The 21760-nt window shown below is 64.6% G+C and carries 23 protein-coding genes; 11 read left to right on the top strand and 12 right to left on the bottom strand.

Annotated features, from left to right (window positions below):
- The first annotated feature begins 17 nt into the window (after positions 1 to 17).
- The 3 genes from ACWA1Q_RS00880 to sufU all read left to right on the top strand — a co-directional run bounded on the left by ACWA1Q_RS00880 (position 18) and on the right by sufU (position 2944).
- A complete protein-coding gene (locus ACWA1Q_RS00880) occupies positions 18 to 1028 on the top strand; it encodes a LacI family DNA-binding transcriptional regulator (RefSeq protein ID WP_463758759.1) in 1011 nt (336 codons plus the stop codon).
- 159 nt (positions 1029 to 1187) lie between these two features.
- Positions 1188 to 2504 carry a cysteine desulfurase gene (locus ACWA1Q_RS00875; protein ID WP_463758757.1) on the top strand — a complete coding sequence of 439 codons (1317 nt, stop codon included), beginning with the start codon at positions 1188 to 1190 and terminating at the stop codon, positions 2502 to 2504.
- Positions 2501 to 2944, top strand: a complete 444-nt coding sequence (sufU, locus tag ACWA1Q_RS00870) for a Fe-S cluster assembly sulfur transfer protein SufU (protein WP_463758756.1) — start codon at positions 2501 to 2503, stop codon at positions 2942 to 2944. The genes ACWA1Q_RS00875 and sufU overlap by 4 nt, the downstream gene beginning before the upstream one ends.
- Positions 2945 to 3085: 141 nt before the next feature.
- Here sufU and ACWA1Q_RS00865 read toward each other — a convergent pair whose 3' ends face one another.
- Genes ACWA1Q_RS00865 through ACWA1Q_RS00855 form a run of 3 tightly spaced genes read right to left on the bottom strand, consistent with a single transcriptional unit; the run spans position 3086 to position 6002 of the window.
- On the bottom strand, positions 3086 to 4012 hold the full coding sequence (locus tag ACWA1Q_RS00865; protein WP_463758755.1) for an LLM class F420-dependent oxidoreductase: 927 nt from the start codon (positions 4010 to 4012) through the stop codon (positions 3086 to 3088).
- On the bottom strand, positions 4009 to 4896 hold the full coding sequence (locus tag ACWA1Q_RS00860) for a DNA-methyltransferase (protein ID WP_463760893.1): 888 nt from the start codon (positions 4894 to 4896) through the stop codon (positions 4009 to 4011). Before ACWA1Q_RS00860 ends, ACWA1Q_RS00865 begins: the two co-directional genes overlap by 4 nt.
- A gap of 56 nt (positions 4897 to 4952) precedes the next feature.
- The gene (locus tag ACWA1Q_RS00855) at positions 4953 to 6002 is read right to left on the bottom strand and encodes a lipoate--protein ligase family protein (RefSeq protein WP_463758753.1); all 1050 of its coding nucleotides are present in this window, start codon (positions 6000 to 6002) and stop codon (positions 4953 to 4955) included.
- Between the two features lie 60 nt (positions 6003 to 6062).
- Between ACWA1Q_RS00855 and ACWA1Q_RS00850 the strand changes: the two genes are divergently transcribed.
- Positions 6063 to 6686 (top strand): histidine phosphatase family protein, encoded by a 624-nt coding sequence (locus ACWA1Q_RS00850; protein ID WP_463758752.1) that lies wholly within the window; start codon positions 6063 to 6065, stop codon positions 6684 to 6686.
- Between the two features lie 15 nt (positions 6687 to 6701).
- Here the strand turns inward: ACWA1Q_RS00850 and ACWA1Q_RS00845 are convergent, their stop codons facing one another.
- Positions 6702 to 7577 carry an alpha/beta hydrolase gene (locus ACWA1Q_RS00845; RefSeq protein WP_463758750.1) on the bottom strand — a complete coding sequence of 292 codons (876 nt, stop codon included), beginning with the start codon at positions 7575 to 7577 and terminating at the stop codon, positions 6702 to 6704.
- A 105-nt stretch (positions 7578 to 7682) separates the two neighbouring features.
- Here ACWA1Q_RS00845 and ACWA1Q_RS00840 point away from each other — a divergent pair, with 105 nt between their 5' ends.
- Together ACWA1Q_RS00840 and ACWA1Q_RS00835 are read left to right on the top strand one after the other, a co-directional pair.
- A complete protein-coding gene (locus tag ACWA1Q_RS00840; RefSeq protein WP_463758748.1) occupies positions 7683 to 8108 on the top strand; it encodes a MarR family winged helix-turn-helix transcriptional regulator in 426 nt (141 codons plus the stop codon).
- A 5-nt stretch (positions 8109 to 8113) separates the two neighbouring features.
- Positions 8114 to 9526: an MFS transporter gene (locus ACWA1Q_RS00835; protein ID WP_463758747.1), complete on the top strand. Its 1413-nt coding sequence runs from the start codon at positions 8114 to 8116 to the stop codon at positions 9524 to 9526.
- Here ACWA1Q_RS00835 and ACWA1Q_RS00830 read toward each other — a convergent pair.
- Positions 9523 to 10536, bottom strand: a complete 1014-nt coding sequence (locus tag ACWA1Q_RS00830) for a LacI family DNA-binding transcriptional regulator (protein WP_463758745.1) — start codon at positions 10534 to 10536, stop codon at positions 9523 to 9525. The two genes, ACWA1Q_RS00835 and ACWA1Q_RS00830, sit on opposite strands and share 4 nt — an antisense overlap.
- Positions 10537 to 10766: 230 nt before the next feature.
- Between ACWA1Q_RS00830 and ACWA1Q_RS00825 the strand changes: the two genes are divergently transcribed.
- The 4 genes from ACWA1Q_RS00825 to ACWA1Q_RS00810 all read left to right on the top strand — a co-directional run bounded on the left by ACWA1Q_RS00825 (position 10767) and on the right by ACWA1Q_RS00810 (position 14116).
- Positions 10767 to 11099, top strand: a complete 333-nt coding sequence (locus ACWA1Q_RS00825) for an L-rhamnose mutarotase (protein ID WP_463758743.1) — start codon at positions 10767 to 10769, stop codon at positions 11097 to 11099.
- A gap of 193 nt (positions 11100 to 11292) precedes the next feature.
- Positions 11293 to 12459 (top strand): L-rhamnose isomerase, encoded by a 1167-nt coding sequence (gene rhaI, locus ACWA1Q_RS00820; protein WP_463758741.1) that lies wholly within the window; start codon positions 11293 to 11295, stop codon positions 12457 to 12459.
- 188 nt (positions 12460 to 12647) lie between these two features.
- Positions 12648 to 13877 carry a DUF222 domain-containing protein gene (locus ACWA1Q_RS00815; RefSeq protein WP_463758739.1) on the top strand — a complete coding sequence of 410 codons (1230 nt, stop codon included), beginning with the start codon at positions 12648 to 12650 and terminating at the stop codon, positions 13875 to 13877.
- Positions 13878 to 13948: 71 nt separating this feature from the next.
- Positions 13949 to 14116: a hypothetical protein gene (locus tag ACWA1Q_RS00810; protein ID WP_463758737.1), complete on the top strand. Its 168-nt coding sequence runs from the start codon at positions 13949 to 13951 to the stop codon at positions 14114 to 14116.
- Between the two features lie 81 nt (positions 14117 to 14197).
- On the opposite strand, the gene ACWA1Q_RS00805 is transcribed toward ACWA1Q_RS00810, so the two are convergent.
- The 7 genes from ACWA1Q_RS00805 to ACWA1Q_RS00775 all read right to left on the bottom strand — a co-directional run bounded on the left by ACWA1Q_RS00805 (position 14198) and on the right by ACWA1Q_RS00775 (position 20777).
- Entirely contained in the window at positions 14198 to 14380 is a 183-nt protein-coding gene (locus tag ACWA1Q_RS00805) for a hypothetical protein (RefSeq protein ID WP_463758735.1), read from the bottom strand.
- Between the two features lie 45 nt (positions 14381 to 14425).
- Positions 14426 to 15007 carry a dienelactone hydrolase family protein gene (locus ACWA1Q_RS00800; RefSeq protein ID WP_463758734.1) on the bottom strand — a complete coding sequence of 194 codons (582 nt, stop codon included), beginning with the start codon at positions 15005 to 15007 and terminating at the stop codon, positions 14426 to 14428.
- A 118-nt stretch (positions 15008 to 15125) separates the two neighbouring features.
- Positions 15126 to 16220 (bottom strand): ABC transporter permease, encoded by a 1095-nt coding sequence (locus ACWA1Q_RS00795; RefSeq protein WP_463758732.1) that lies wholly within the window; start codon positions 16218 to 16220, stop codon positions 15126 to 15128.
- A complete protein-coding gene (locus ACWA1Q_RS00790; protein ID WP_463758731.1) occupies positions 16217 to 17233 on the bottom strand; it encodes an ABC transporter permease in 1017 nt (338 codons plus the stop codon). Before ACWA1Q_RS00790 ends, ACWA1Q_RS00795 begins: the two co-directional genes overlap by 4 nt.
- On the bottom strand, positions 17230 to 18753 hold the full coding sequence (locus tag ACWA1Q_RS00785) for a sugar ABC transporter ATP-binding protein (RefSeq protein WP_463758730.1): 1524 nt from the start codon (positions 18751 to 18753) through the stop codon (positions 17230 to 17232). Before ACWA1Q_RS00785 ends, ACWA1Q_RS00790 begins: the two co-directional genes overlap by 4 nt.
- 73 nt (positions 18754 to 18826) lie before the next feature.
- The gene (locus tag ACWA1Q_RS00780) at positions 18827 to 19864 is read right to left on the bottom strand and encodes an autoinducer 2 ABC transporter substrate-binding protein (protein ID WP_463758729.1); all 1038 of its coding nucleotides are present in this window, start codon (positions 19862 to 19864) and stop codon (positions 18827 to 18829) included.
- A gap of 100 nt (positions 19865 to 19964) precedes the next feature.
- Positions 19965 to 20777, bottom strand: a complete 813-nt coding sequence (locus ACWA1Q_RS00775; RefSeq protein ID WP_463758727.1) for a DeoR/GlpR family DNA-binding transcription regulator — start codon at positions 20775 to 20777, stop codon at positions 19965 to 19967.
- Between the two features lie 155 nt (positions 20778 to 20932).
- Here ACWA1Q_RS00775 and ACWA1Q_RS00770 point away from each other — a divergent pair, with 155 nt between their 5' ends.
- The gene (locus ACWA1Q_RS00770; protein WP_463758726.1) at positions 20933 to 21694 is read left to right on the top strand and encodes a DeoR/GlpR family DNA-binding transcription regulator; all 762 of its coding nucleotides are present in this window, start codon (positions 20933 to 20935) and stop codon (positions 21692 to 21694) included.
- Positions 21695 to 21760: the final 66 nt, after the last annotated feature.

Genomic DNA, 21760 nt, shown 5'->3' with positions numbered 1-21760 from the left:
AGGGGAAGGTGGAGACGATGAGCATCCAGTCGCAGTCTCCGACACTGGAGATGGTCGCCGCGCGCGCCGGGGTTTCCCGCGCGACGGTATCGCGCGTCGTCAACGCCTCCCCCAAGGTCACCGCCGAGGTGGCGGCGATCGTCAATACGGCGATCGCCGAACTGAACTATGTGCCGAACCGGGCCGCGCGCTCACTCGCGAGTCGCAAGACGCAAGTCATCGCGCTCGTCGTGCCCGAGTCGACGGCAAAGGTCTTCGCCGACCCGTTCTTCGCGTCGGTCGTGCAGGGCGTCGCGCTCCACCTCGCAGAGACGGACTACACGCTCAACCTTCTCATCGCGTCGGAGACCAAGTCGGACAAGACGAGGCGCTACCTTCTCGGCGGAAACGTCGACGGGGCGCTCGTGGTTTCGCACCACTCCGGCGACCATTCCTATACCGACCTGGGGCAAAAGCTCCCGATCGTTTTCGGCGGCCGGCCGATCAGCCGCGACTCGACGCTCGGCCACTATGTCGACGTCGACAACGTGTCAGGCGCCCGCGTCGCCACGCAGCACCTCATCGAACGCGGATGCCGCTCCATCGCGACGATCGCGGGGCCGCAGGACATGCCCCCGGGTCTCGACCGTCTTCGCGGCTGGCGGGATGCCATGGCATCCGCCGGTCTCGACGATTCCCTCGTCGAATATGGTGACTATTCCCCCGACGACGGTGCCGCTGCCATGCGTCGGATCCTCGCGCGCGGCGTTCCCATCGATGGACTGTTCGCGTTCAGCGACCAGCTCGCCGCGGGCGCTTACTCGGTGATCCGCGAGGCCGGGTTGTCGATACCGGGCGACATCGCCGTTGTCGGCTACGACGACGACCGCTATGCGGCAACGGTCAGCCCGACTCTCACCACGGTGAACCAGGCCCCCGTCGAGATGGGCGCCAAGATGGCGGAGATCGTCGTGCGACTCATTGACGGCGACGAGGTCGACCGGGCCACCATCATGCCGACGCGACTCGTCGTTCGGGAATCTGCCTGACGGACTCGCTCGAGTCACGGTAGTTGGGCATTCCCAGCCGCGCGCAGGACAATAGGAATACCCCGCGTCTCCCCGTGCTTGAAAGTGGTGGACGCCGGGAACGACGGATGATTCCGCCCGCCGACATCCGTTTCCTCCAGACAGATCGCGAGTTGTGCAATGCCCCACCCCACCGACACGACGACAGCGCTGGACACCACGCCGCTGGCCGACGCCGAGGTGCTCCTTCTGCGCCGGGACTTTCCGGCGCTGAATCAGCGAGTTCACGGGCACGAGCTGATCTACCTCGACTCCGGCGCCACCTCTCAGAAGCCGGCGAGCGTGCTCGATGCTGAACGCTCGTTCTACGAGCACGACAATTCCGCCGTGCACCGCGGCGCCCATACGCTCGCCGCGAATGCGACCGAGCTGTTCGAGAATGCCCGAGCCACCGTCGCGCGCTTCGTCGGCGCCCGCGAGAACGAAATCGTCTGGACGTCAAACGCCACCGAGGGCCTCAACCTCATCGCGTACGGGATGTCGAACGCGAGCATCGGTCGCGGTGGGGTGGATGCCGCCCGCTTCGTTCTCCGCGAGGGTGACGAGATCGTCACCACCGAGGGCGAACACCACGCCAACCTCGTGCCGTGGCAGGAACTCGCCGCGCGAACCGGCGCGACGTTGCGGCACATTCCTGTCGATGACGACGGCGCTCTCCGCATGGACGAGGCCGAGCGGATCATCAACTCGCGCACGAAACTCGTGGCGTTCAGCCACATCTCCAACGTGACCGGCGTGATCAACCCGGTCGAGGATCTTGTGCGCCTCGCGCACGACGTCGGCGCCCTCGTCGTGCTCGACGCCTGCCAGTCGGCTCCCCATCGCGTTCTCGATCTCGCCTCTCTCGACGTCGACTTCGCCGTGTTCTCCGGGCACAAGATGCTCGCGCCGACCGGTGTCGGCGTGCTCTACGGCCGCGCCGAACTTCTCGACGCTCTTCCTCCGTTCCTCACCGGCGGATCGATGATCACGACCGTGACTCTCGAGGCATCCGGATACCTGCCCGCCCCGCAGCGCTTCGAAGCAGGCACGCAAAAGGTGTCGCAAGCGATCGCCCTCGCCGCCGCGGTTGACTACCTCACCGCTGTCGGGGTCGACCGGATCGAAGCCTGGGAGTCGGAACTCGGCGCCCGGCTCGTCGAGGGATTCAGTGCCCTCCCCGGTGTCCGAGTGCTCGGACCCGGAGCCGGCGTTCACCGCGCCGGGCTCGCGAGCGTCGATGTCGACGGCGTTCACGCCCATGATGTCGGCCAGTTTCTCGACGACCGCGGCATCGCCGTGCGCGTCGGCCACCACTGTGCACAACCGCTGCATCGCCGCCTCGGCGTCACGGCGTCGACGCGGGCGAGCGCCTACCTCTACAACACCACCGCCGACGTCGATGCCGTGATCGACGGCATGGGCGCCGTGCGGTCGTTCTTTGGAGTCGCATCATGAGCGGTGACCTTGCCGGCCTGTACCAGCAGGTGATTCTCGACCACTCGCGCGAGAAGCACGGCTTCGGGCTCGCACCGGATGCCGATGCCTCGAGTCACCAGGTGAACCCGACCTGCGGAGACGAGCTCACCCTCCAACTGCATGTGACCGACGGTGTCATCTCGTCGATCACCTGGGAAGGAGCCGGATGCTCCATTTCGATGGCATCCGCTTCGCTCCTCACCGACCTCGCACCCGGTCTCTCGCTCGACGATGCCCGGCAGCGGATCGCGCTGTTTCGGGAGCTCATGCACTCGCGCGGCGCCGGCATCGACGACGACGACGAGTTGCTCGGCGATGCGATCGTGCTCGAGGGCGTCTCGAAGTACGTCGCCCGCGTCAAGTGCGCGATGCTCGCGTGGGTCGCGCTTGAGGCGGACCTCGCTCAGCTCGACGCGTAATCGCTGAAAGCATCGCTGATCGAAAAGCATCGCTGATCGAGTAGCGAGCGAAGCGAGCCCGCGTATCGAGATTGTGTCTCGATCGTGGTCTCGATACGCTCGCTGGCGCTCGCTACTCGACCAACGAAGTAGTCGAGGCGGCTAGCCGAGCTGCGGCACGACCTCCGCCGCGAGGAACTCGAGGTGCTCGAGGTCGCTCAGGTCGAGGATCTGCAGGTAGACGGTTTCGACACCGTCGTCCTGCAGGGCGCCGAGCCGGTCGATGATCTCCGACGGGGTGCCGGCGAGACCGTTCTCGCGAAGCTCACCCGGCTCCCGGCCGATCGCGCCAGCGCGCCGCACGTACTCCGCTTCATCGGCCCCGGCGGCGGCGACAAATGCCGCCGAGTAGACGAGCTCGTTCGGGTCGCGCTCGATCGCCTCACACGCGTCACGAACGCCGGCGAACTTGCCGCGGATCTGATCGAACGGCACGAACGGCAGATTGAACTCGGTGGCGAACCGGGCTGCGAGTGCCGGGGTTCGCTTCGGCCCTCCGCCTCCCACGATGATCGGCAGCCGTGACTGCACCGGCTTCGGCAGCGCCGGTGAATCGGTCAGCGTGTAGTGCTTGCCCGTGAACGAATAGGTGTCGCCGACCGGCGTCTCGAACAGGCCGGTGACGATCTCCAGCTGCTCCTCGAGCATCCCGAACCGCTTAGGCGGGAACGGTATGCCGTAAGCGGCGTGTTCCTCTTCGAACCAGCCGGTGCCGAGCCCGAGCTCGACGCGGCCGTTCGACATCGCGTCGACCTGCGCCACCTGAATCGCGAGGATTCCCGGCGGTCGGTAGGTCACGCTCGAAACGAGAGTGCCGAGACGGATGCTCGTCGTCTCGCGAGCGAGGCCGGCGAGTGACGTCCACGCATCGGTCGGTCCTGGCAGCCCGGAGAAGTGATCGCCCATGACCATGTAGTGGTCGCTGCGGAAGAACGCGTCGAAGCCGAGTCGCTCAGACGCCTGGGCGACGGCCAGGAGGTCCTCGTAGCTGGCGCCCTGCTGGGGTTCGGTGAAGATCCGGAATTTCATGGGGTGGTTCCTTCCACGGGAGGGGATGAGCGCCACTCGACGGGGAGGCCGTCGAGGCGCTTCTGCATCACGGACAGTGCTTCTGGATTTTGGTCGATAAGGGTGAACCGGCGGCCGAGTGCGGCGGCGACGGCTCCGGTGGTGCCACTGCCGGCAAAGAAGTCGAGCACGAGGTCGCCCTCACGGCTCGACGCCTGAATGATCCGGCGCAGAACACCGATCGGCTTCTGGGTCGGATAGCCGGTCTTTTCCCTGCCGGTCGGTGACACGATGGTGTGCCACCAGACGTCGGTCGGGAGCTTGCCACGCTCTGCCTTCTCCGCCGTCACGAGACCCGGCGCCATATACGGTTCGCGGTCGACGGCATCCGAATTGAAGTAGTACTGCTTCGGGTTCTTGACGTAGACGAGGATCGTGTCGTGCTTCGTCGGCCAACGGCTCTTGGACTTGGCACCGTAGTCGTACGCCCAGATGAGCTCGTTGAGAAATGAGTCACGACCGAAGATGGCGTCGAGGAGAACCTTTGCGTAGTGCGCTTCGCGGTAGTCGAGGTGAAGGTAGAGCGTGCCGTCATCGGCGAGGAGCCGCCACGCTTCGACGAGCCGGGGCTCGAGAAACGCCCAGTAATCATCGAACGCATCGTCGTACCGCTTGAGCGCGCCGCGAATGCGTTCATAGCTCTGGCCCTTGAATCCGACGGTTCCCGCGCTACCAGGCTCCGAGCGGACGCTGCTCGTCTCGTGGCGTTTCTGCTGTCGCCCGGTGTTGAATGGTGGGTCGATGTAGACGAGGGTGACGGACTCATCGGCGAGCGTCGGCAGGATCTCGAGGTTGTCGCCGAAGTACACGACGTTGCCGGTCGGCACCTGGACGGGCACCGCAATCGAGATCGTTCCGTTGACGATGCTGCCCGGCTGTTCGTCCGAGACGAGGTCGTCGCTCACGGCACCCGGTTCAGCCACGCCGGTGAAGCGAACTTGGATTCGGCGAGGGCCTCAGCCGCCGCATACTCCTCGGACGTTATATCGCCGACGTGAGCGCCGGTGAGGCTCACAAAGGTGTCTTTCATTCGCTCGATGATCTCGGCGCGAGTAAGTCCCGTCTGGCTCCGGAGTGGGTCGACCCGCTTGGCGGCAGACTTGGTTCCCTTGTCGCTGAGTTTCTCCCGGCCGATCCGGAGGACCCGCGCCATGAGCTCGCCGTCCATGTCGTAGCTCATCGTGACGTGGTGCAGAACGGCACCGCTGCCAAGCCGCTTTTGGGCCGCGCCGCCGATCTTGCCCGCCGGGCTCGTGATGTCGTTGAGGGGCTGGTAGCTCGCGTCGATTCCGAGCGACTGCAGTGCGGTCAGCACCCAGTCGTCGAGGTAGGCGTAACTGTCGGCGAAGGTCATTCCCTGCACGAGTTCGGCTGGCACGTAGAGCGAGTAGGTGATCACCTGCCCCTTCTTCATGAGCATCGCGCCACCACCCGAGATCCGGCGAACAACCTCGAATCCATTCGCGGCGGCTTGCTCGACGTCGACCTCGTTCTTCACCGACTGGAAGCTTCCGAGCACAACCGCCGATTCATCCCACTCCCAGATCCGAAGCGTGGGTCCGCGTCTGCCGGCGCCGACCTCGGCGGTGAGCACCTCGTCCAGCGCCAGGTGAACCCGGGGAGGAACGGCGTCGGTGTGGATCAACTGCCAGTCGAAGTCCTTCCAGTCGGCAGCGCCCGCGAGGGACCGGCGGATCGCGGTGCCGACGGATTCCGGGCTGAAGCCGAGAAGGGTCGCGTCTTGGGGAAGCCCGCGGCGAATAGCGGATGCCAGCGACGCGGCATCCGTTTCGGCCGGAAGTCCTTCGACGGCTCGGTTGATGTCGTCGAGTGCGGAGTCCGGCTCGAGAAAGAAGTCGCCAGCGAGGCGGAAGTTCGCTATTTTGCCGTCGACGACATCGAGGTCGACGACGACGAGTTTGCCGCCGGGAACTTTGTACTCACCATGCATGAGTTCAGCCTAGCTGCGGGGTCGGGAGCGAATTCGAGGAGCGAGGAGGACAATGGACACATGACAACTCTCTTCCTGGCCCGGCACGGCGAAACCTTCTGGCATGCGGAGCACCGGTACGCGGGGAAGGCGGATGTCGGCCTGACCGATGAGGGCCTCCGTCAGGCGGAGGCGCTGGCCCTGTGGTCGGCGGATGCTCGTCTCGACGCTGTCTATTCGTCAACCCTGGGCAGGGCCGTGATGACGGCCGAGCCGAGCGCGCGGGCAATCGGCGAAATAGTCGAAACCGACCCGGATCTCTCCGAGGTCGGGTTCGGCGTGGGAGAAGGACGCACTCTCGATGAGTTGCGGCCCGAGCATTCTGCCGCTGTCGACGCGTTCATCGCCCGGCCCGCCGAAGAGGTTCTGCCAGGCGGCGAGCGCGGACTCGACGGCATCACACGTTATCTGCGGGCGTTCGACCGGATCGAAGCGGCGTTCCCGGACGGCCGGGTCCTCGTGTCGTGCCACGGCACAGCGCTCCGGCTCGTGCTCTGCCATCTGCTCGGCACCGACCCGAACCGCTACCGCGAGCTCATGCCCGCCGTGCAGAACTGCTCGGTGACGGCACTCGAATATTCCGCGGGCACAGCGCGGCTGTACGCGTTCAACGTTCCGGCAGACGGGGCCGCGCACCGCTACTGAGCTCGCGGCATCCGCTCAGCCACCCGGCGTCACGTGCGCGTCGAGCCACTCGACGAGGTCGGCAATGATCTCGTCGCGGTTCGTCTCGTTGTAGATCTCGTGCCTCGCCTCCGGGTAGATGTGCAGCGTCACGTCGCTCAACTTCGCCCGTTTCACATACGCGTCGCGCAGCAGCGTCAGGCCGCGGGTGCCGCCGAGCGGGTCGTTCGCGCCGCCCTGGATGAGCATCGGGATGTCGCGTGGCATCGACCGCGGCGGACGCCCGAGATACGTTAACGCCTGCACTGTCGTCCACGCCGGGGTCACCGCGACGTCGAAGTTGTACTTGTCGGCAGCGAACGCCGCCCAGACGGCTTCGTCACGGCTGAGCCACTCAAGCCCGGTGGCCGTCGGCGACGTCCATTTCTTGTTGTAGTTGCCGCTGCCGACTACCCCAAGGACGGAGAGTGACGACCCGCTGAGCACAACGGCGTCGTAGATGCTCGTACGGTTGATGACCTTCTGCGCCATAAACGAACCCCAGCTGTGGGCGAGCAACACGAGCGGAAAGTCACGGTAGTCCTCGCGCAGGTGTTCGCCGACGAGCTGCACCGACGCGACCGCCGTCTTCGTGGGCTTCTCGCCGAGCTTGCCGACACCGAGATGGTTGACGCCGGTCTGCCCGTGACCCCGGTGATCGTCGGCAACAACTGTGTATCCGGCGGCGTTGAGGTCGGCGGCGAGCGCCGCATAACGCCGGGCGTGCTCTCCGACGCCGTGACTGAGGTGGATGACCGCTTTCGGCTGTCGCACCGGCCAGACGTAGTAGTAGATCGTGACGCCCTGGGCATCGGTGAGGGTCCGGGTTTCGGGGGAGGCGGCATCCGCCCCGGTCTGATCGTCTTCGGTCATTTCCCCAGAGTAGTGGCACAACCACCGGCAGCCGGAGGGCACCGTTAGTTAGCCTCGCTAATCACACCTTTACCTTTGCTAATGAATTTGCTAAACTTGACCTTCGTGGCTAAAACAATCGCGGAGCAGGCAGCAGACCTGCGCATGGGAACCTTCCGGCTGGCACGCCGACTTCGTAACGAACGTGCGAATGACGAGCTCAGCGATGGCCAGTTCTCGGTGCTCGGCGGCCTGTACAGCCACGGACCCCACACCCTGACCGGCCTGGCTGAACGCGACCATGTCTCTGCCCCGTCGATGAACCGCACGGTGAACTGCCTCGAGGAATCGGGTTACCTCACCCGCATCGCCGACGCAGCAGACAAGCGCCGAGTCACCATCGAACTGACGGATGCCGGTACGGCAATCGTGAAAGAGACAGTCAAGAAACGGGACGCCTGGCTTCACCACCAGTTGCGCACCCTTGACCCCACCGACAGAGAAACCCTGGCGAAAGCCGCAGACCTGATGAGGAGACTCGCCACCCAGTGAGTGCAATGTTCCGTTCTCTTTCGAGCTACAACTACCGGTTGTGGTTCATCGGCGCGCTCGTGTCGAACATCGGCGCGTGGATGCAGTCCACCACCCAGAGCTGGGTGGTGCTCACCGTCCTGACCGACAACGATGCTGTCGCCGTCGGCATCACGATGGCCCTGCAGTTCGGGCCTCAGCTTCTGCTCGTTCCGATCACGGGTCTTATCGCCGACCGGTTCGACCGCCGCAAGATCCTCATGATCACCCAGTCGGTGCTCATGATGCTCGGGGTCGCCCTCGGACTCCTGCTTCTGCTCGGCCACGCCGAACTGTGGCACCTCTACGTCTTTGCCCTCCTGCTCGGCATCGTCAACGCCGTCGATGGCCCTGCTCGCCAGACCTTCGTCTCCGACCTCGTCGACGAGCACAACATGTCGAACGCTGTCGCGCTCAACTCCGCATCCTTCAACGCCGCGCGAATGATCGGCCCCGCCATCGCCGGCCTGCTGATCGTTGCGATCGGCTCCGGCTGGGTCTTCATCGTCAACGGCTTCACTTTCCTCGCCGTGCTCTTCGCGCTCTACAAGCTACGCACGAGCTCGCTGCGATCGCACCCCCGTGCACCACGGCAACGCGGGCAGCTCGCGGAGGGATTCCGGTACGTTCGGTCCCGCCCCGACCTTGGCGTGATCTTTCTCATCGTGTTCATCATGGGTGCGTTCGGCATGAACTTCCCGATCTTCGCGTCGACGATGGCGGTCGAGCTCGGTGGAGGCGCCGGAGACTACGGCCTGCTCTCATCCATCCTCGCGATCGGGTCACTCACCGGCGCCCTGCTCGCAGCCCGGCGTGACCGGGCCCGCATGCGCGTGATCATCGCTGCCGTCGGTTTGTTTGCGGTTGCCGCGTTCACGGCATCCGTCATGCCGACGTTCTGGACCTTCGCCGCCGCGCTCATCTTCATCGGTTTCGCCACGGTCACCATGCTCACGACGGCCAACGCCTTCGTGCAGACGACAACGGATGCCGCGGTGCGCGGTCGCGTCATGGCGCTGTACATGGCGGTGCTGATGGGCGGAACTCCGTTCGGTGCGCCGATCGTCGGTGGCATCGCGAACGCGTGGGGTCCCCGCTGGGCCCTCGCTGCTGCCGGTGTCGCCGCAGCCATCGCTTGTGTCTTCGCCCTGACCTGGGCTGTTGTCGCGAGGAGGCTGCGCCTGCAGCGTCACCCGCTTTCACGCTGGCGTCTCGTTGTCACCCACGCGGGCAAGCCGCTGCCGGTGTCGTCGATCGTTCCCGAGGACTTCTCGGACCAGATCGCCATGACGTCGCCGATCTCCCTGCCCGCGCTCACCGGGCAGGTCCAGCGCCAGCGCCCGAAGTCGACGGATGCCCGCCGGCTCGTGGACGCGGACGGCCCCACCTCGCGCGACTAGCCGCGCGGGGCCGTCGACTCCCGGATGACGAGCTCGGGCTGAAAGACGATGTGCTCGCGTTCGAAGTCGTCCGGGGACTTCGCTTCGCGCATCAGCAGATCGACGGCGGTCGACCCGATCAGAGTGCTCGGCTGCCGGATCGAAGACAGCGGCACGATTGCTGCTGTCGCGAAGTCGATGTCGTCGTAGCCGATAATCGCGATGTCGTCGGGAACGTTCAACGTACCGAGCATGCTGAACGCCTGCAGCAGCCCCATGGCCACGAGGTCGTTCGCGGCGAACAAGGCATCGGGCAACTCGTCGGCCGGCCGCTCACGGATGGCTTCGCCGAGCTTCCGCCCCTGCAGCACCGTGAGGGCGCCGGTTTCGATCTGCTCGAGGGTGACGCCTTCGGTCTCGGCCACAGCTTTCCGCGCTCCCGCCAGTCGATCGGCCACCTGGCGCAGGTCAGCGGGGCCACCGACGAACGCGATCCGGCGGCGACCGGTCTCAATGAGGTGCCGCACCGCAAGATAACCGCCGGCAACGTCGTCGACGGCGACCGACGAGAAACGTTCGTCCGCCGTCTGCCGGTCGACGAGCACGGTCGGAATGCCACGGCGATGGAGCCCCTCGAGAGGATCACTCGCGTCACCGACCGGGGAGATAAGCACGCCGTGCACCCGCTGCTTTTCGAACAGGTCGACGTAGGCTGCCTCGCGGTCCGACCTCTCATCGCTGTTCCCAAGGAGCACAGTGAGCCCGTCCTCGACGGCGCGATCCTCGGCGCCGCGTGCGACATCCGTGAAAAAGGGGTTCGAGACGTCGAGCACGATCAACCCGATACTGAGGCTGCGCCCGGCGCGAAGTTGGCGCGCGGCGTCATTCCGCACGAACCCGAGTTCGTCAATCGCGGCACGTACCCGTGCCACCGTTCGCGGCGAAACCTTGTCTGGTCGATTGAGTACGTTGGAGACGGTTCCCACCGAAACTCCGGCGCGTGTCGCAACGTCGCGCACACTCATTCCCATATCGAATCCTCCGTGGCTGATTCTGCCAGCGTAGCGGCGAACCGGCCCACATCCCCCGACCGCACTCTTGACCGGGATGAAACTCGTGATACAAATGACCAAATTGAAACATTTCATTTCTCTCGTCTGCCGGGCACATCCAGCGGATACCACGAGCCTCGCTCCCACTGAATCCGTCACCATGACGTGCCTCGCGTCGACCACGCCACCATGATCAAGGAGCTCAACGCATGACATCCGGAACCAACAACCGCGTCTGTTTCCTCATGCACCTCAAGCCGGAACGGGTCGAAGAGTACCTGGCCGCCCACGAGACGGTCTGGCCGGAGATGCTCGAGGCTCTCACCGCATGTGGGTGGCGTAATTACTCCCTGTTCCTCAACAAGCAGGACGGGCTCGTCGTCGGGTACCTCGAGACCGACGACTTCGATCGTGCTCGGGCCGAGATGGACCGCACCGACGTCAACGCCCGCTGGCAGGCGACCATGGCTGGCTTCTTCGTCGAAGACGCCGCTCCCGACTCGACGATGCTCCAGTTGCACGAGTACTTTCACCTCGCCTGACCCGGCGGTGGCGACCCACCGCTGACCTCCACCGCAACACACTTCGCTCGCGGGAACCGCCCCGCGCTAGGCGAACCGCCTACCCCAGAGAAAGGGAGTACCACTGTACGGTGCTCCCCTTCTTCTGATAATCTGTTTTGAAACGATTCAGCTTGTTCGCTGGACGGATGAGCTTCAGTAAGGACGAAGAACAATGACGATCGACTCCACCGTGCTGGGCACGCTCGAAAAGCAGGCCATCGAATTGCCGTCGTGGGCATTCGGCAACTCCGGCACCCGCTTCAAGGTGTTCGGAACGCCGGGTACCCCGCGAACCATCCAGGAGAAACTCGCCGACGCGGCAAAAGTGAACGAACTCACCGGCCTCGCGCCGAAGGTCGCGCTGCACATTCCGTGGGACAAGGTCGACGACTACTCCGCGCTCAAGGACTTCGCGGCCGAGCTCAACGTGACGCTCGGAACGGTGAACTCCAACACGTTCCAGGACGACATTTACAAGTTCGGGTCGCTCACTCACTCCGATCAGGCGGTGCGTCAGCAGGCCATCGATCACCACTTCGAGTGCATCGACGTGATGGATGCCACGGGGTCTCGTGACCTCAAAATCTGGCTTGCCGACGGCACCAACTATCCCGGTCAGGGTGACATCCGCGGGCGCCAGGACCGACTCGCCGACTCGCTGCAGAAGATCTACGACCGCATCGGCGACGACCAGCGCCTCGTACTCGAGTACAAATTCTTCGAGCCGGCGTTCTACCACACCGATGTTCCGGACTGGGGAACGAGCTACGCCCAGGTCAGCGCCCTCGGCGACAAGGCGCTCGTCTGCCTCGACACCGGCCACCACGCTCCGGGAACCAACATCGAGTTCATCGTCGCCCAACTGCTTCGCCTCGGCAAGCTCGGCTCGTTCGACTTCAACTCGCGGTTCTACGCCGATGACGACCTCATCGTCGGTGCCGCAGATCCGTTCCAGCTGTTCCGGATTCTCTACGAGGTCGTCCGTGGCGGCGGGCTCGACGATGACTCTCCCGTCGCGTTCATGCTCGACCAGTGTCACAACGTCGAGGACAAGATCCCCGGTCAGATCCGCAGCGTGCTCAACGTGCAGGAGATGACGGCGCGGGCCCTCCACGTCGACCGCGACGCTCTCCTCACCGCCCAGAACGCCGGCGACGTGCTCGGCGCCAACGGAATTCTGATGGACGCCTTCTACACGGATGTTCGCAGCGACCTGGCAGCGTGGCGCGAATCCCGCGGTCTTCCGGCCGACCCGATGGCAGCGTACGCGGCATCCGGATACCAGCAGCGCATCGCCGAGGAACGCGTCGGCGGCCAGCAGGCTGGTTGGGGCGCGTAGGCCTTTTCGAAGTTATCCACAGTTGACGGTGGGCGCGCCGATTTCGGCGCGCCCACTGTCAGTGGTTGGGTGTGGACTAGAGCCATGAAAGATCTGCGCGCGACGCTCAGCCCGGCATCCCGGGTCAGGCCGCGCGTGGGTGCGTGGCGTGCTGCTTCAGCTCAATGTGCGGGCGGTGCACTGGAGCCATGAACCTGCCGGTCAGCGCCCTCCATCCGGTTCCGGAGATTCCGGCCGAAGAGGCAGCGCTCGACGGGCTCCTGGCGCATCTGGGCGAAGTGATCGACCTGCTCGACCTTGACCATCTCGACCGGCTCAGCGGTGACGGGCTGCTCGGTGTGTTGTCGAAGACCGCGGCGATCGGCCGTGGCGTCGACGCGATCCTTGCTGCTGCGAGTAACGATGTCGCGGTCCGGTCGGATCCGGTGCGAGGGAGCGACGGCCTTGCCGCTCGCCACAACTTCGCCCGGCCGTCGTATCTGGTGGAGATGGTGACCGGCGTATCTGCGGCGACCGCGAACCGGATGATCCGGGTCGGCTCCCGGACCAGCCCTCGCGCCAGTGACGCAGGTCTCCCTCTGCCGCCACTCTTTCCCGAGGTAGGTGCCGCTCTCCGCGAGGGGCTGATTGGGGCGGAGACCGCTGACGTGATCACGCGCGAGCTCAGCCTCGCCGCTCCCCGCGCCGACGTTCACCGGCTCGAGGTCTCTGAAGCCGAACTGGTGGGTCAAGCAACGGGCGGTGGGTCCGAGTTCGGGTTGCCGATGCCGTCGGACCTCATCGCGATCCAGGCTCGGCAGTGGCGGGATCTCCTCGACGAAGACGGTATCGAACCGCGGGCCGAGAGAGCGGTCAGGGAACGAAACTTCTGGGTCAGCCGCACCGCAAAGAACGGGCTGCACCAGTTCGGTGGCCAGGTCACTGTCGACGTCGCGGCGAAACTTCTCGCTTTGTTCGACGCGATACTGAGTCCGCGTACACAATCCCGCTATCAACCCGATGCGGGTGATGATGGCGCCGGTACGGAGATCAACGGCGAGTGCGGAAGCGGTGCTGCGGGGACAGAGTTCAAGTCCAAGAATGCCGCCACTACCCGGGCACCACGAGAGGAACGCACACCTGGCCAGATCCGCGCCGACGTGTTTGCCGCCATGATCGACTCTCTGGCCCGCTCGAGCGAGGTTCCCACCACGAGCGGAGCCGCACCAACGGTCATCGTCAGCGTTTCCACCGATGTTCTCGAGAAGAAGAAGGGAACCGGGCGAATCGTCGGGATTCCTGATCCGGTTCCCTACTCGACGATCAAGCAGATTCTCTGTGACTCCAGCATCATCCCCGCCTTCCTCGACCCAGACGGGCACTTATCGCCCTCGGTACCGAGAAACGAAAGTTCAACCGAACGCAACGTGCCGGGATGATTGCCCGAGACGGACCCACCTGCGGGATTCCGGGTTGCTCCATCCCCGCAAGCGTGTGCGAGGCCCACCACGTGGACGAGTACTCGAACGGTGGTCCCACTCACACCGACAACGGAGCGCTCTTCTGCTGGTTCCATCACCGCATGATCGACACCGGTGTGTTCTCGGTCGGAATGGTGAACGGAAAACCAAAGGTCACCTACCCGGACTGGCTCCTCCGCAAACCCTTCTTCCACTGAAGGAGCCACCCCGTGTCACCCTCCAGCAAACCGCAGGACCTAACCATGATCGAAAATCCCTCCCCAGGCTTGCAAGCGTGCTCAGGCCGGGTTCCACCCGAGGTTTTCGAGGATCGGCGCCATCGCATCGGCGAACGCTGACTGGCTTCGACGAAACGTGCGGCTCACGAGGTAGTGGGTACAGGTCACTCGCCAGAGCGGAATGAGGTCAGTGTCGTCATCCTCATAGACCGCCCACGACTCACTCGCGTTCCCGGTGAACATCCTCAGAGCCGCTCACGGCGGTGGCTGCGTCGAAGCGGGGTGCGGCTAACTGACACGACTGAGGAACTGGAGCACGCGGTCGAGTAGCAGAGAGGCTGCCTCCTCGTCGTAATCGGGCAAGCCACTGTCGGCAAAGAGGTGGGCATTGCCCGGATAGAGAAACAGTTCAGCATCCTCGGCTTGCTCGACCAGAGCACGAGCCTCATCGATGTCCCCTGAGTCGACAAACTCCGGGTCAGCATTCATCGCATGGATCTGCACCGGCACTCCCGCTGGCCAACTCTCACTGAACTCGGCAACTGGAAGCGCGGCATGGAGGAGGAGAGCCCCTCGAGCACCGGGCCGGGTTTGAGCGAGCATCTGTGCCGGCGCCCCGCCGAGAGAGAAACCGGCGTAGACCACATCGTTCGGCAGCTCACCAGCGGCTTCACGGGCACTCTCGAGGAGAGCATCGAAACCGACAGATCGCGCGTAGCCGATCCCACCCTCGAGATCGTCGAACGTGCGACCATCGTAGAGATCCGGGGTGTGTACCCGGTGTCCCGCATTACGGAGGACGTCTGCAAAGTCCCTCACCCCCGACGTCAGCCCATGGGCGTGGTGGAACAGCAGGATTTCCGTCATCATCGACTCCCTCGTTGGTTCCCTCGACTGCGCGCGCGACGAGCGCGGTGCATTCGATTATGGTCCTCGAGGAGGTGGACGGCTAGGGGAGTTTGCCCAGCGGTCCCAGCAGTCCACGGCCTCAAATGCCCCCGTACTTGCGCCTCGTCAGACCGTTGAGCAGCGAGGCGAAGACGAGCACAAGGCCGAGCGCAACCAACTGCACCTGAACGCCGTTGTTGCCCGGGAAGGCGAGAAGGATGCCGGCATTCGTCCAGACGATGAGGATGGTCGCAAGCACGACACCCGCGACCCGGCCGATTCCGCCGGTGATCGCCACGCCACCGAGCACCGCGATGGTGATCGCGGGGAGGGCCATGCCGTTTCCGCTCGTCCCGGCATCCGGTCGTGCTGACGCGAACTGGGCGACCGTGACGACACCGACCAGCCCGGAAATGACACCGGAGATCACATACACGGCCAGCCGGTTCGGCCGCACGTTGATGCCGGCCCAGACCGCCGCAGTATCGTTCGTGCCGGCCGCGTAGACCCGGCGGCCGAAGGTGGTCTTGTTGAGCAGGATCCACGAAACGATCACAACGGGCAGCAGGAAGGTGAAGATGCCGAGCGGCACGAGCGGCAGGTACGCGCCGATCAACGGCAGCTCGATGGCCTTCGCCGCCGAGTAGAACGCCTGGATCTCGGCCGAGTTCACCGGCTTCTGGTCGCTCCACACCAACGCGATCGACCGATAGGCATAGAACGTCGCGAGCGTCGCGATGAGCGGAGGAAACCCGACGTAGGCAACGAGGACACCGTTGATCCCCCCGAGGATGCCACCCAGCACGACAGCGAAAATCATCGCGGATAAGAGATTCCAGCCCCACAGCCCATAGGACATCCCGAATGCGACGCCGGTTACCGAGACCATCGACCCGACGGAAAGATCGATGCCACCCCGGCCGGAGAGGATCACGAACAACTGCGCCAGCCCGAGCATGGCCAGTGGGACCGCGTTGATGAGAGCTGCCGCGAGATAGTCGGAATTGTACGAGCCGCTCAACGCACCGGTGGCGTCGAGGATGGTCATGACGACGAGCAAAATGACGATGAGCACCGCAAGCAGCACGATCCGCTGGGTCAGCAACGCTTCGAGTGCGCGGGAACCGAGACTCCGCTTTTCCGGGCTCCGCGTCGGCGTTGAGGCGGTCGATGGCGACGGCGTGGTCACGCTCATGCTTTCCTCCTTCGTGCCCGCTCGCGGAGCAAGTCGGTGCCGACGGCGATGATGATGAAGATTCCGACGAAAAGGTTGGCGAGTTGGGATGGCCAGCCGAGCTGGGTCACTCCGGAGGTGACGGTCTGCACCAGGATCGCCCCGAGAAGTGTGCCGATGACCGACCCCCTTCCTCCAAGAATCGAGGTCCCGCCGATGACGACGGCAGCGATGACGGCGAGCTCGCGGCCGGCACCGACCCCCTGATCGAGCGTCGACGTGCCTGAGGCGATGAGGAAGCAGGCACCGACTCCGACGAGCGCTCCGGTGATCGCGTAGGCGAGCAGGACCCGCGGTTGCACCTTCACGCCCGCCAGGCGCGCGGCGTTGGCGTTGCCGCCGATGGCGAAAAAATGCCTGCCGCCCGCGGTGTGCCGGAGATACCACCACGCGAGGATCACGACGATCACGGTGATGGCGAAGCTGTGCGGCACCCCGAAGCTGCGCCCGGCTTCGCCGCGACCGAATACGTCGAGGGTTCCCGGGATGTTGTTGACGGTGGACGAGCCGAACACCCGCAGAGCGAAGAACTGGAAGATGTTCGCCGTACCGAAGGTGATGATGATGGCGTGGACTCGCCCGTAGGCGATGAGCGTTCCGTTGATCACCCCCAGCAGGAGTCCCAACACAACACTTGCTCCGACCGCGACGATCAGCGGCACGTCGAAGTTAACGAGCAGCTTCGCCGTCACGACTGCGCAGAGTGCGATCGCTCCTCCGACGGAGACGTCGATGCCCGCGGTGATGATGATGAACGTCATCCCGACGCCGATGAGAGCGAGCGGTGCGACAGAGACCAGGAGCGGCTGGATCGAGGACGGGGTGAGGAATGACGGAGTGAAGATACCGAGAAGCACCCAGAGCACGGCGATGACACCGACGAGGACCAGTTCCTGCCCCGTGACCGGCGGAGGAAGAATCCGCCGGGCGACCGGTTTCACCGTTTCCTGTGATTTTTCGTCGAGAGCGGTCATCGCGCTTCCTCCTGGTGCTGTTCGCCGGCGGCCGCCGCGAGTATCTGGACCTGCGTGGCATCCGGAGCGAATTCGCTCACGATCTCTCCACCGCGTACGACGAGGATGCGATCCGAGATCCGCTGCACTTCACCGAGGTCACTCGTGACGACGAGAACCGCCGTTCCCTCGGATGCGAGCGTGTCGATGATGCGGTGAATCTCCTCTTTTGCCCCGACGTCGACGCCCTGCGTCGGCTCGACGAGCACGAGAAGTGTTGGGCGATTCACGAGCTGTCTCGCGAGGACGACCTTTTGCGCGTTCCCGCCGGACATCGCGCTGATCGGCTGGTTCTCACTCGGCGTCTTGACCGCGAGCCGTGAGATGAAATCACGGGCGATGGAGCGCTCACGGCGCCGTTCGACCCACCCGCGAACCCGCGAAAGCAGATGGAGTTCGCCGACGGTGATATTGAATGCGATGCTCTGGAACGAGAACGAACCCTGCGCTGACCGGTTCGCAGGCAACAGGTGGATGCCGAGTTTCTTGGCCTGCGACGGGCGCCTGAGCTGCACCGCGTTGCCATGGACCCGGATGCTCCCACCGGCGGGCCGTTGCATCCCGTACACCGAGCTTGCGATCTCTCCGGCGCCCGAGCCGATGAGTCCGTAAAGCCCCACGATCTCTCCGGCCCGAACGGTGAGGCTGATGTCAGCGAAATGCTTGTCCAGGCTGAGCTGCTCGAGTTCCAGCACCACCTCCCCCCGCGTCGATTCAGCATCCGTCCGCGACTCGGCGAGGACGCCGCCGACCATGATCTCGGCGATCTCACGAACGCTCAGTTCACCGATCGGCCGCGTGGTGATTGTCTCACCATCGCGCATGATGGTCACCACGTCGGCGATGCGGAACAGCTCGTCGAGTCGGTGCGAAATGTAGATGACTGACACACCGGATGCCGTGAGCTTGCGGATGACAGCGAACAACACGTCGATCTCGGCGTCGGTGAGAATCGCGGACGGCTCATCGAGGATGAGAACGGACGCGTCCCCGGCGAGCGCCTTCGCGATCGACACCTGCTGTTGCTGCGCAATGGACAGGGATCCGACCACCTCGGTCGAGATGGTGTCGGGCAGCCCGACCGTTTCGAGCAGCGAGTGCATGGCATCCGCCTGCGCCGCCCAGTCGACCCGGACACCCTTCTTCAGTTCACGACCGACGAAGACGTTCTCGGCGACGCTGAGTTCGGGAAAGAGTTGCGGCTCCTGGTAGACGGTCTGTACTCCGAGGCCGATGGCATCCGTCGTCGAGGTGATCGACACCGTGTCTCCGTTGAATTTGATCGTGCCGGCATCCGCACGTTCGGCACCCGCCACGATCTTGATCAGGGTCGATTTGCCCGCACCGTTCTCCCCGACCAGGGCATGAACTGTAGCTGGAGCGACAACCATGTCTGCGTGACGAATCGCCCGCACTCCGCCGTAGCTTTTCACGACCCCGGACAGTTCGAGTCGGGGCACCGTGGTCGTTTCGTTCGCCATGAAGGTCCTTTTCATCGGGAGCGGACGCCGGAGGGGCTCGGTCGGGTCCGAGCCCCTCCGGTGTCGAAAACTTCTAGTAGTCGAAGTCGTCGACGTTGTCCGAGGTGATCACGAGCGGCGGACCAAGCAAGAGCACCTTGGTCGAGTCGTCGTACTCGACTTCTGACAGGTCATCGCTCACGTTGTTCGTCGCTTCGAACTCGTTGCCCTCGGCGAGCTGGAGCCCAGCCCACGCGGTGAGGTAGCCGAGGCCTTCGACGTCCCACAGAATCGACGCGCTCGATGATCCGTCTTCGAGGTACGGCTTCATCGATTGCGGCGTCCCGAGCCCGACGGTGAACACTTCGCCGATCTTGCCCGCGTCCGCAACGGCCTGGGCAACACCAGGAGCAGACGACGTGCATTCACCGACGAGTCCGGTGAGATCGGGGTGTGCGTTCATGAGGTCGGTAGCCATGGATGTCGCCGCGGCCTGGTCCTCTCCCGCGTACACGATGTCGACGATCTCAGCGTCCGGGTACTGCTCCGCTGTGTACGCCTCCTGCACTTCGATCCACGCGTTGAGGTTGGCCGCGGTCTCACCACACGACACGATCGCGTATTTGCCCGAGCCACCCATCGCTTCCATGAGCGCGTCGGTGAGCCCCTGGCCGATGCCTTCGACGGACGCCTGGTTCACGAAGACCTCGCGAACGGAATTCGGAGCATCCGTATCACTCGTCGCGACCTTGATTCCGGCATCCGCTGCTTCCTGCAGGAGCGGTGCCATCGAGTCCGGGTCGTTCGGGGCCACGATGAGGGCGTCAACGCCCTGCTGGATGAACGAGCGAACGATGTCGGCCTGGGCCGCGGCATCCGCTGTCGTCGGTCCCTGGTAGAGCCATTCGATGCCGAGCTCTTCGGCGGCTGCCTCGCCGCCGGCGTTCATGGCTTCGAAGTACGGGATGCCCTGGAGCTTGGGAACGAAGGCGATGGAGTACTGCTCGTCATCGCCGCCGTTGGCGGTGCCGCTGTCGACCTGTCCGCTACTGCCTCGAGCGGTGCATGCCGTGGTGAGCATTGCGGCCGTCAGCGCGAGCGCTCCGACGGCGAGTGCTTTTCTTTTCAGCAATTGAGGTGCCTCTCTCTCGATGAAGCCCGGCATCGCTGCCCGGCTGGTGATGGGTGCGGCAGTCGCCGCTGGGTGTCGGTGTTGCCACCGGGTTTTTCTGTCATGCGGTCATCGCCGCTCCCACCGTCTGGTGCCGAACGGCCCCGATCGGGACGGTGACGACCTCGACGCCGGATCCAGCCCACGCCTCGGCAAATTCCGGACCGACCCCGTCGTCGGTGTACAGAGCCGCGATTTCAGAGGGAGCAGCGAAGGAGTGCAGCCCGAAGCCCTTCGTCTTCGCAGCCGTGAAGAGCCCGATGGCGGAATCGCTGGCGCGGACGAGGGTCTTCTTCGCCTCACACTCGTCGCTCGACAGCTCGAGAAGCCCCAGTGAGCGCGAAACACTCGCGGCACCGAGGAACGCCGTCTTCACCCGGCCGCGGCCTTCGAACACGTCGGTGAATGCGCCGACAACGGATCGGGAGGCCCGTCGCAGAACACCGCCGGGCAGTACGACGGTGGCATCGGAACGCTCCATCAAAAGCGTCGCAGTCGGGAGACTCGTCGTCACCACCATGAGGCCCGTGCGCGACAACAATTCGCGTGCGAGGTAGTTACTCGTCGTGGATGAGTCGAGCGCGATGACATCACCGTCATGGACGAGGGACGCGGCCGCCGCGGCAATGGCCTGCTTTGCCTGGGCGTCAGCGCGCAGCCGCGTTTCGAAGGCGCCCTCGTCGCGGGCGGATGCTGCGACCGCGCCACCGCGGACGCGACGCAGGAGCGAGCGCTGTTCGAGCAGATCGAGATCCTTGCGCACGGTCACCGGTGAGACTCCGAACCGGCTGGCGAGGTCCTTCACCGTCACCCGCCCCGCCGCGTCGAGCTCAGCAAGAATGAGCTCTTCCCGTACGAAGTCGTATCTGCTCATCGTTCCTCCTCTCGACACCGTTGACGAAAACTGAGGTTTGCTCTCGAAAGGTAAACCCGAAAGTCAGTTCTCGTCAACAGGCGAAACCAAAACGATACAAAGCGCTTGCGTTTCTCCGGCGGTAGCATCTCAGTCCAGAGCAAGGAGCACGACCCATGGCAACGACATCGACGGTGGACGCTGAGTACCGGCGCGAACGACTGCTCGAAATCCTCTCTGCCGACGGGATCATCCGCCTCGACACCGCAGCCGAAAGCCTCGGCGTTTCAGCGATGACGGTACGCCGCGACCTGGCGGATCTGGAGTCGGACGGCCAGCTGCGCCGGGTGCGTGGCGGTGCCGTGCCTTCGCTCCGGCCGCGCTCGTTCGTCGACCGGATGGCGACGGGAGCCGACGTCAAGCTCCTCATCGCTGAAAAGGCCCTCGCCCTCGTTCCGTCGTCGGGCGCCGCCGCCTTTGACGCCTCCTCCACCGTCGGAACGTTGATCTCACGGATCGACCACGCTGAAGACCTGACCCTCGCGACGAACTCCTACGAGAACTTCCTCGCGGCGAAACGGCTTGCCGGCACCACACCCGTACTGATCGGGGGCGAGGCAGAAGAGCGCACCGACAGCTTCGTGGGGTTGCTCGCCTGCCGGGCCGCGGCATCCCTCCACTACTCCCGGTTCTTCACCTCAGCGTCGGCGGTAGACCCGGCTCGCGGAACGAGTGAGGTGACTCTCGCTGAGACCCAGGTGAAGCTCGCTTTCGTCGACGCCGCCGACGAAACCATCCTGCTCGTCGATTCGTCCAAGCTCGGCCAGCGCGCCCTCGCGCGCGCCCTCGACTGGGACTCGATCTCCACGATGGTCACCGAACTCGACCCCTCCGACGAACGACTCGACGACTTTCGGGAGCTCGTTTCGCTGGTCTGATCTTGACGCCACCCGAGGCGCCTGTTACTTTCTGTAAGAGTTAACACGAATGAACAAGGGTGAGAC

The sequence above is a fragment of the Mycetocola sp. TRD_SC_2 genome, assembly GCF_055361225.1.
The sequence above is the reverse complement of the archived record's forward strand: the minus strand, read 5'-3'. Positions and strand labels throughout refer to the sequence as shown.

Bases quoted from the DNA above. Each gene is read 5' to 3' on its own strand.
- ACWA1Q_RS00880 (WP_463758759.1), top strand. From the start codon at position 18: ATGAGCATCCAGTCGCAGTCTCCGACACTGGAGATGGTCGCCGCGCGC.
- ACWA1Q_RS00875 (WP_463758757.1), top strand. From the start codon at position 1,188: ATGCCCCACCCCACCGACACGACGACAGCGCTGGACACCACGCCGCTG.
- sufU (WP_463758756.1), top strand. From the start codon at position 2,501: ATGAGCGGTGACCTTGCCGGCCTGTACCAGCAGGTGATTCTCGACCAC.
- ACWA1Q_RS00865 (WP_463758755.1), bottom strand. From the start codon at position 4,012: ATGAAATTCCGGATCTTCACCGAACCCCAGCAGGGCGCCAGCTACGAG.
- ACWA1Q_RS00855 (WP_463758753.1), bottom strand. From the start codon at position 6,002: ATGCATGGTGAGTACAAAGTTCCCGGCGGCAAACTCGTCGTCGTCGAC.
- ACWA1Q_RS00850 (WP_463758752.1), top strand. From the start codon at position 6,063: ATGACAACTCTCTTCCTGGCCCGGCACGGCGAAACCTTCTGGCATGCG.
- ACWA1Q_RS00845 (WP_463758750.1), bottom strand. From the start codon at position 7,577: ATGACCGAAGACGATCAGACCGGGGCGGATGCCGCCTCCCCCGAAACC.
- ACWA1Q_RS00835 (WP_463758747.1), top strand. From the start codon at position 8,114: ATGTTCCGTTCTCTTTCGAGCTACAACTACCGGTTGTGGTTCATCGGC.
- ACWA1Q_RS00830 (WP_463758745.1), bottom strand. From the start codon at position 10,536: ATGGGAATGAGTGTGCGCGACGTTGCGACACGCGCCGGAGTTTCGGTG.
- ACWA1Q_RS00825 (WP_463758743.1), top strand. From the start codon at position 10,767: ATGACATCCGGAACCAACAACCGCGTCTGTTTCCTCATGCACCTCAAG.
- rhaI (WP_463758741.1), top strand. From the start codon at position 11,293: ATGACGATCGACTCCACCGTGCTGGGCACGCTCGAAAAGCAGGCCATC.
- ACWA1Q_RS00815 (WP_463758739.1), top strand. From the start codon at position 12,648: ATGAACCTGCCGGTCAGCGCCCTCCATCCGGTTCCGGAGATTCCGGCC.
- ACWA1Q_RS00805 (WP_463758735.1), bottom strand. From the start codon at position 14,380: ATGTTCACCGGGAACGCGAGTGAGTCGTGGGCGGTCTATGAGGATGAC.
- ACWA1Q_RS00800 (WP_463758734.1), bottom strand. From the start codon at position 15,007: ATGATGACGGAAATCCTGCTGTTCCACCACGCCCATGGGCTGACGTCG.
- ACWA1Q_RS00795 (WP_463758732.1), bottom strand. From the start codon at position 16,220: ATGAGCGTGACCACGCCGTCGCCATCGACCGCCTCAACGCCGACGCGG.
- ACWA1Q_RS00790 (WP_463758731.1), bottom strand. From the start codon at position 17,233: ATGACCGCTCTCGACGAAAAATCACAGGAAACGGTGAAACCGGTCGCC.
- ACWA1Q_RS00785 (WP_463758730.1), bottom strand. From the start codon at position 18,753: ATGGCGAACGAAACGACCACGGTGCCCCGACTCGAACTGTCCGGGGTC.
- ACWA1Q_RS00775 (WP_463758727.1), bottom strand. From the start codon at position 20,777: ATGAGCAGATACGACTTCGTACGGGAAGAGCTCATTCTTGCTGAGCTC.
- ACWA1Q_RS00770 (WP_463758726.1), top strand. From the start codon at position 20,933: ATGGCAACGACATCGACGGTGGACGCTGAGTACCGGCGCGAACGACTG.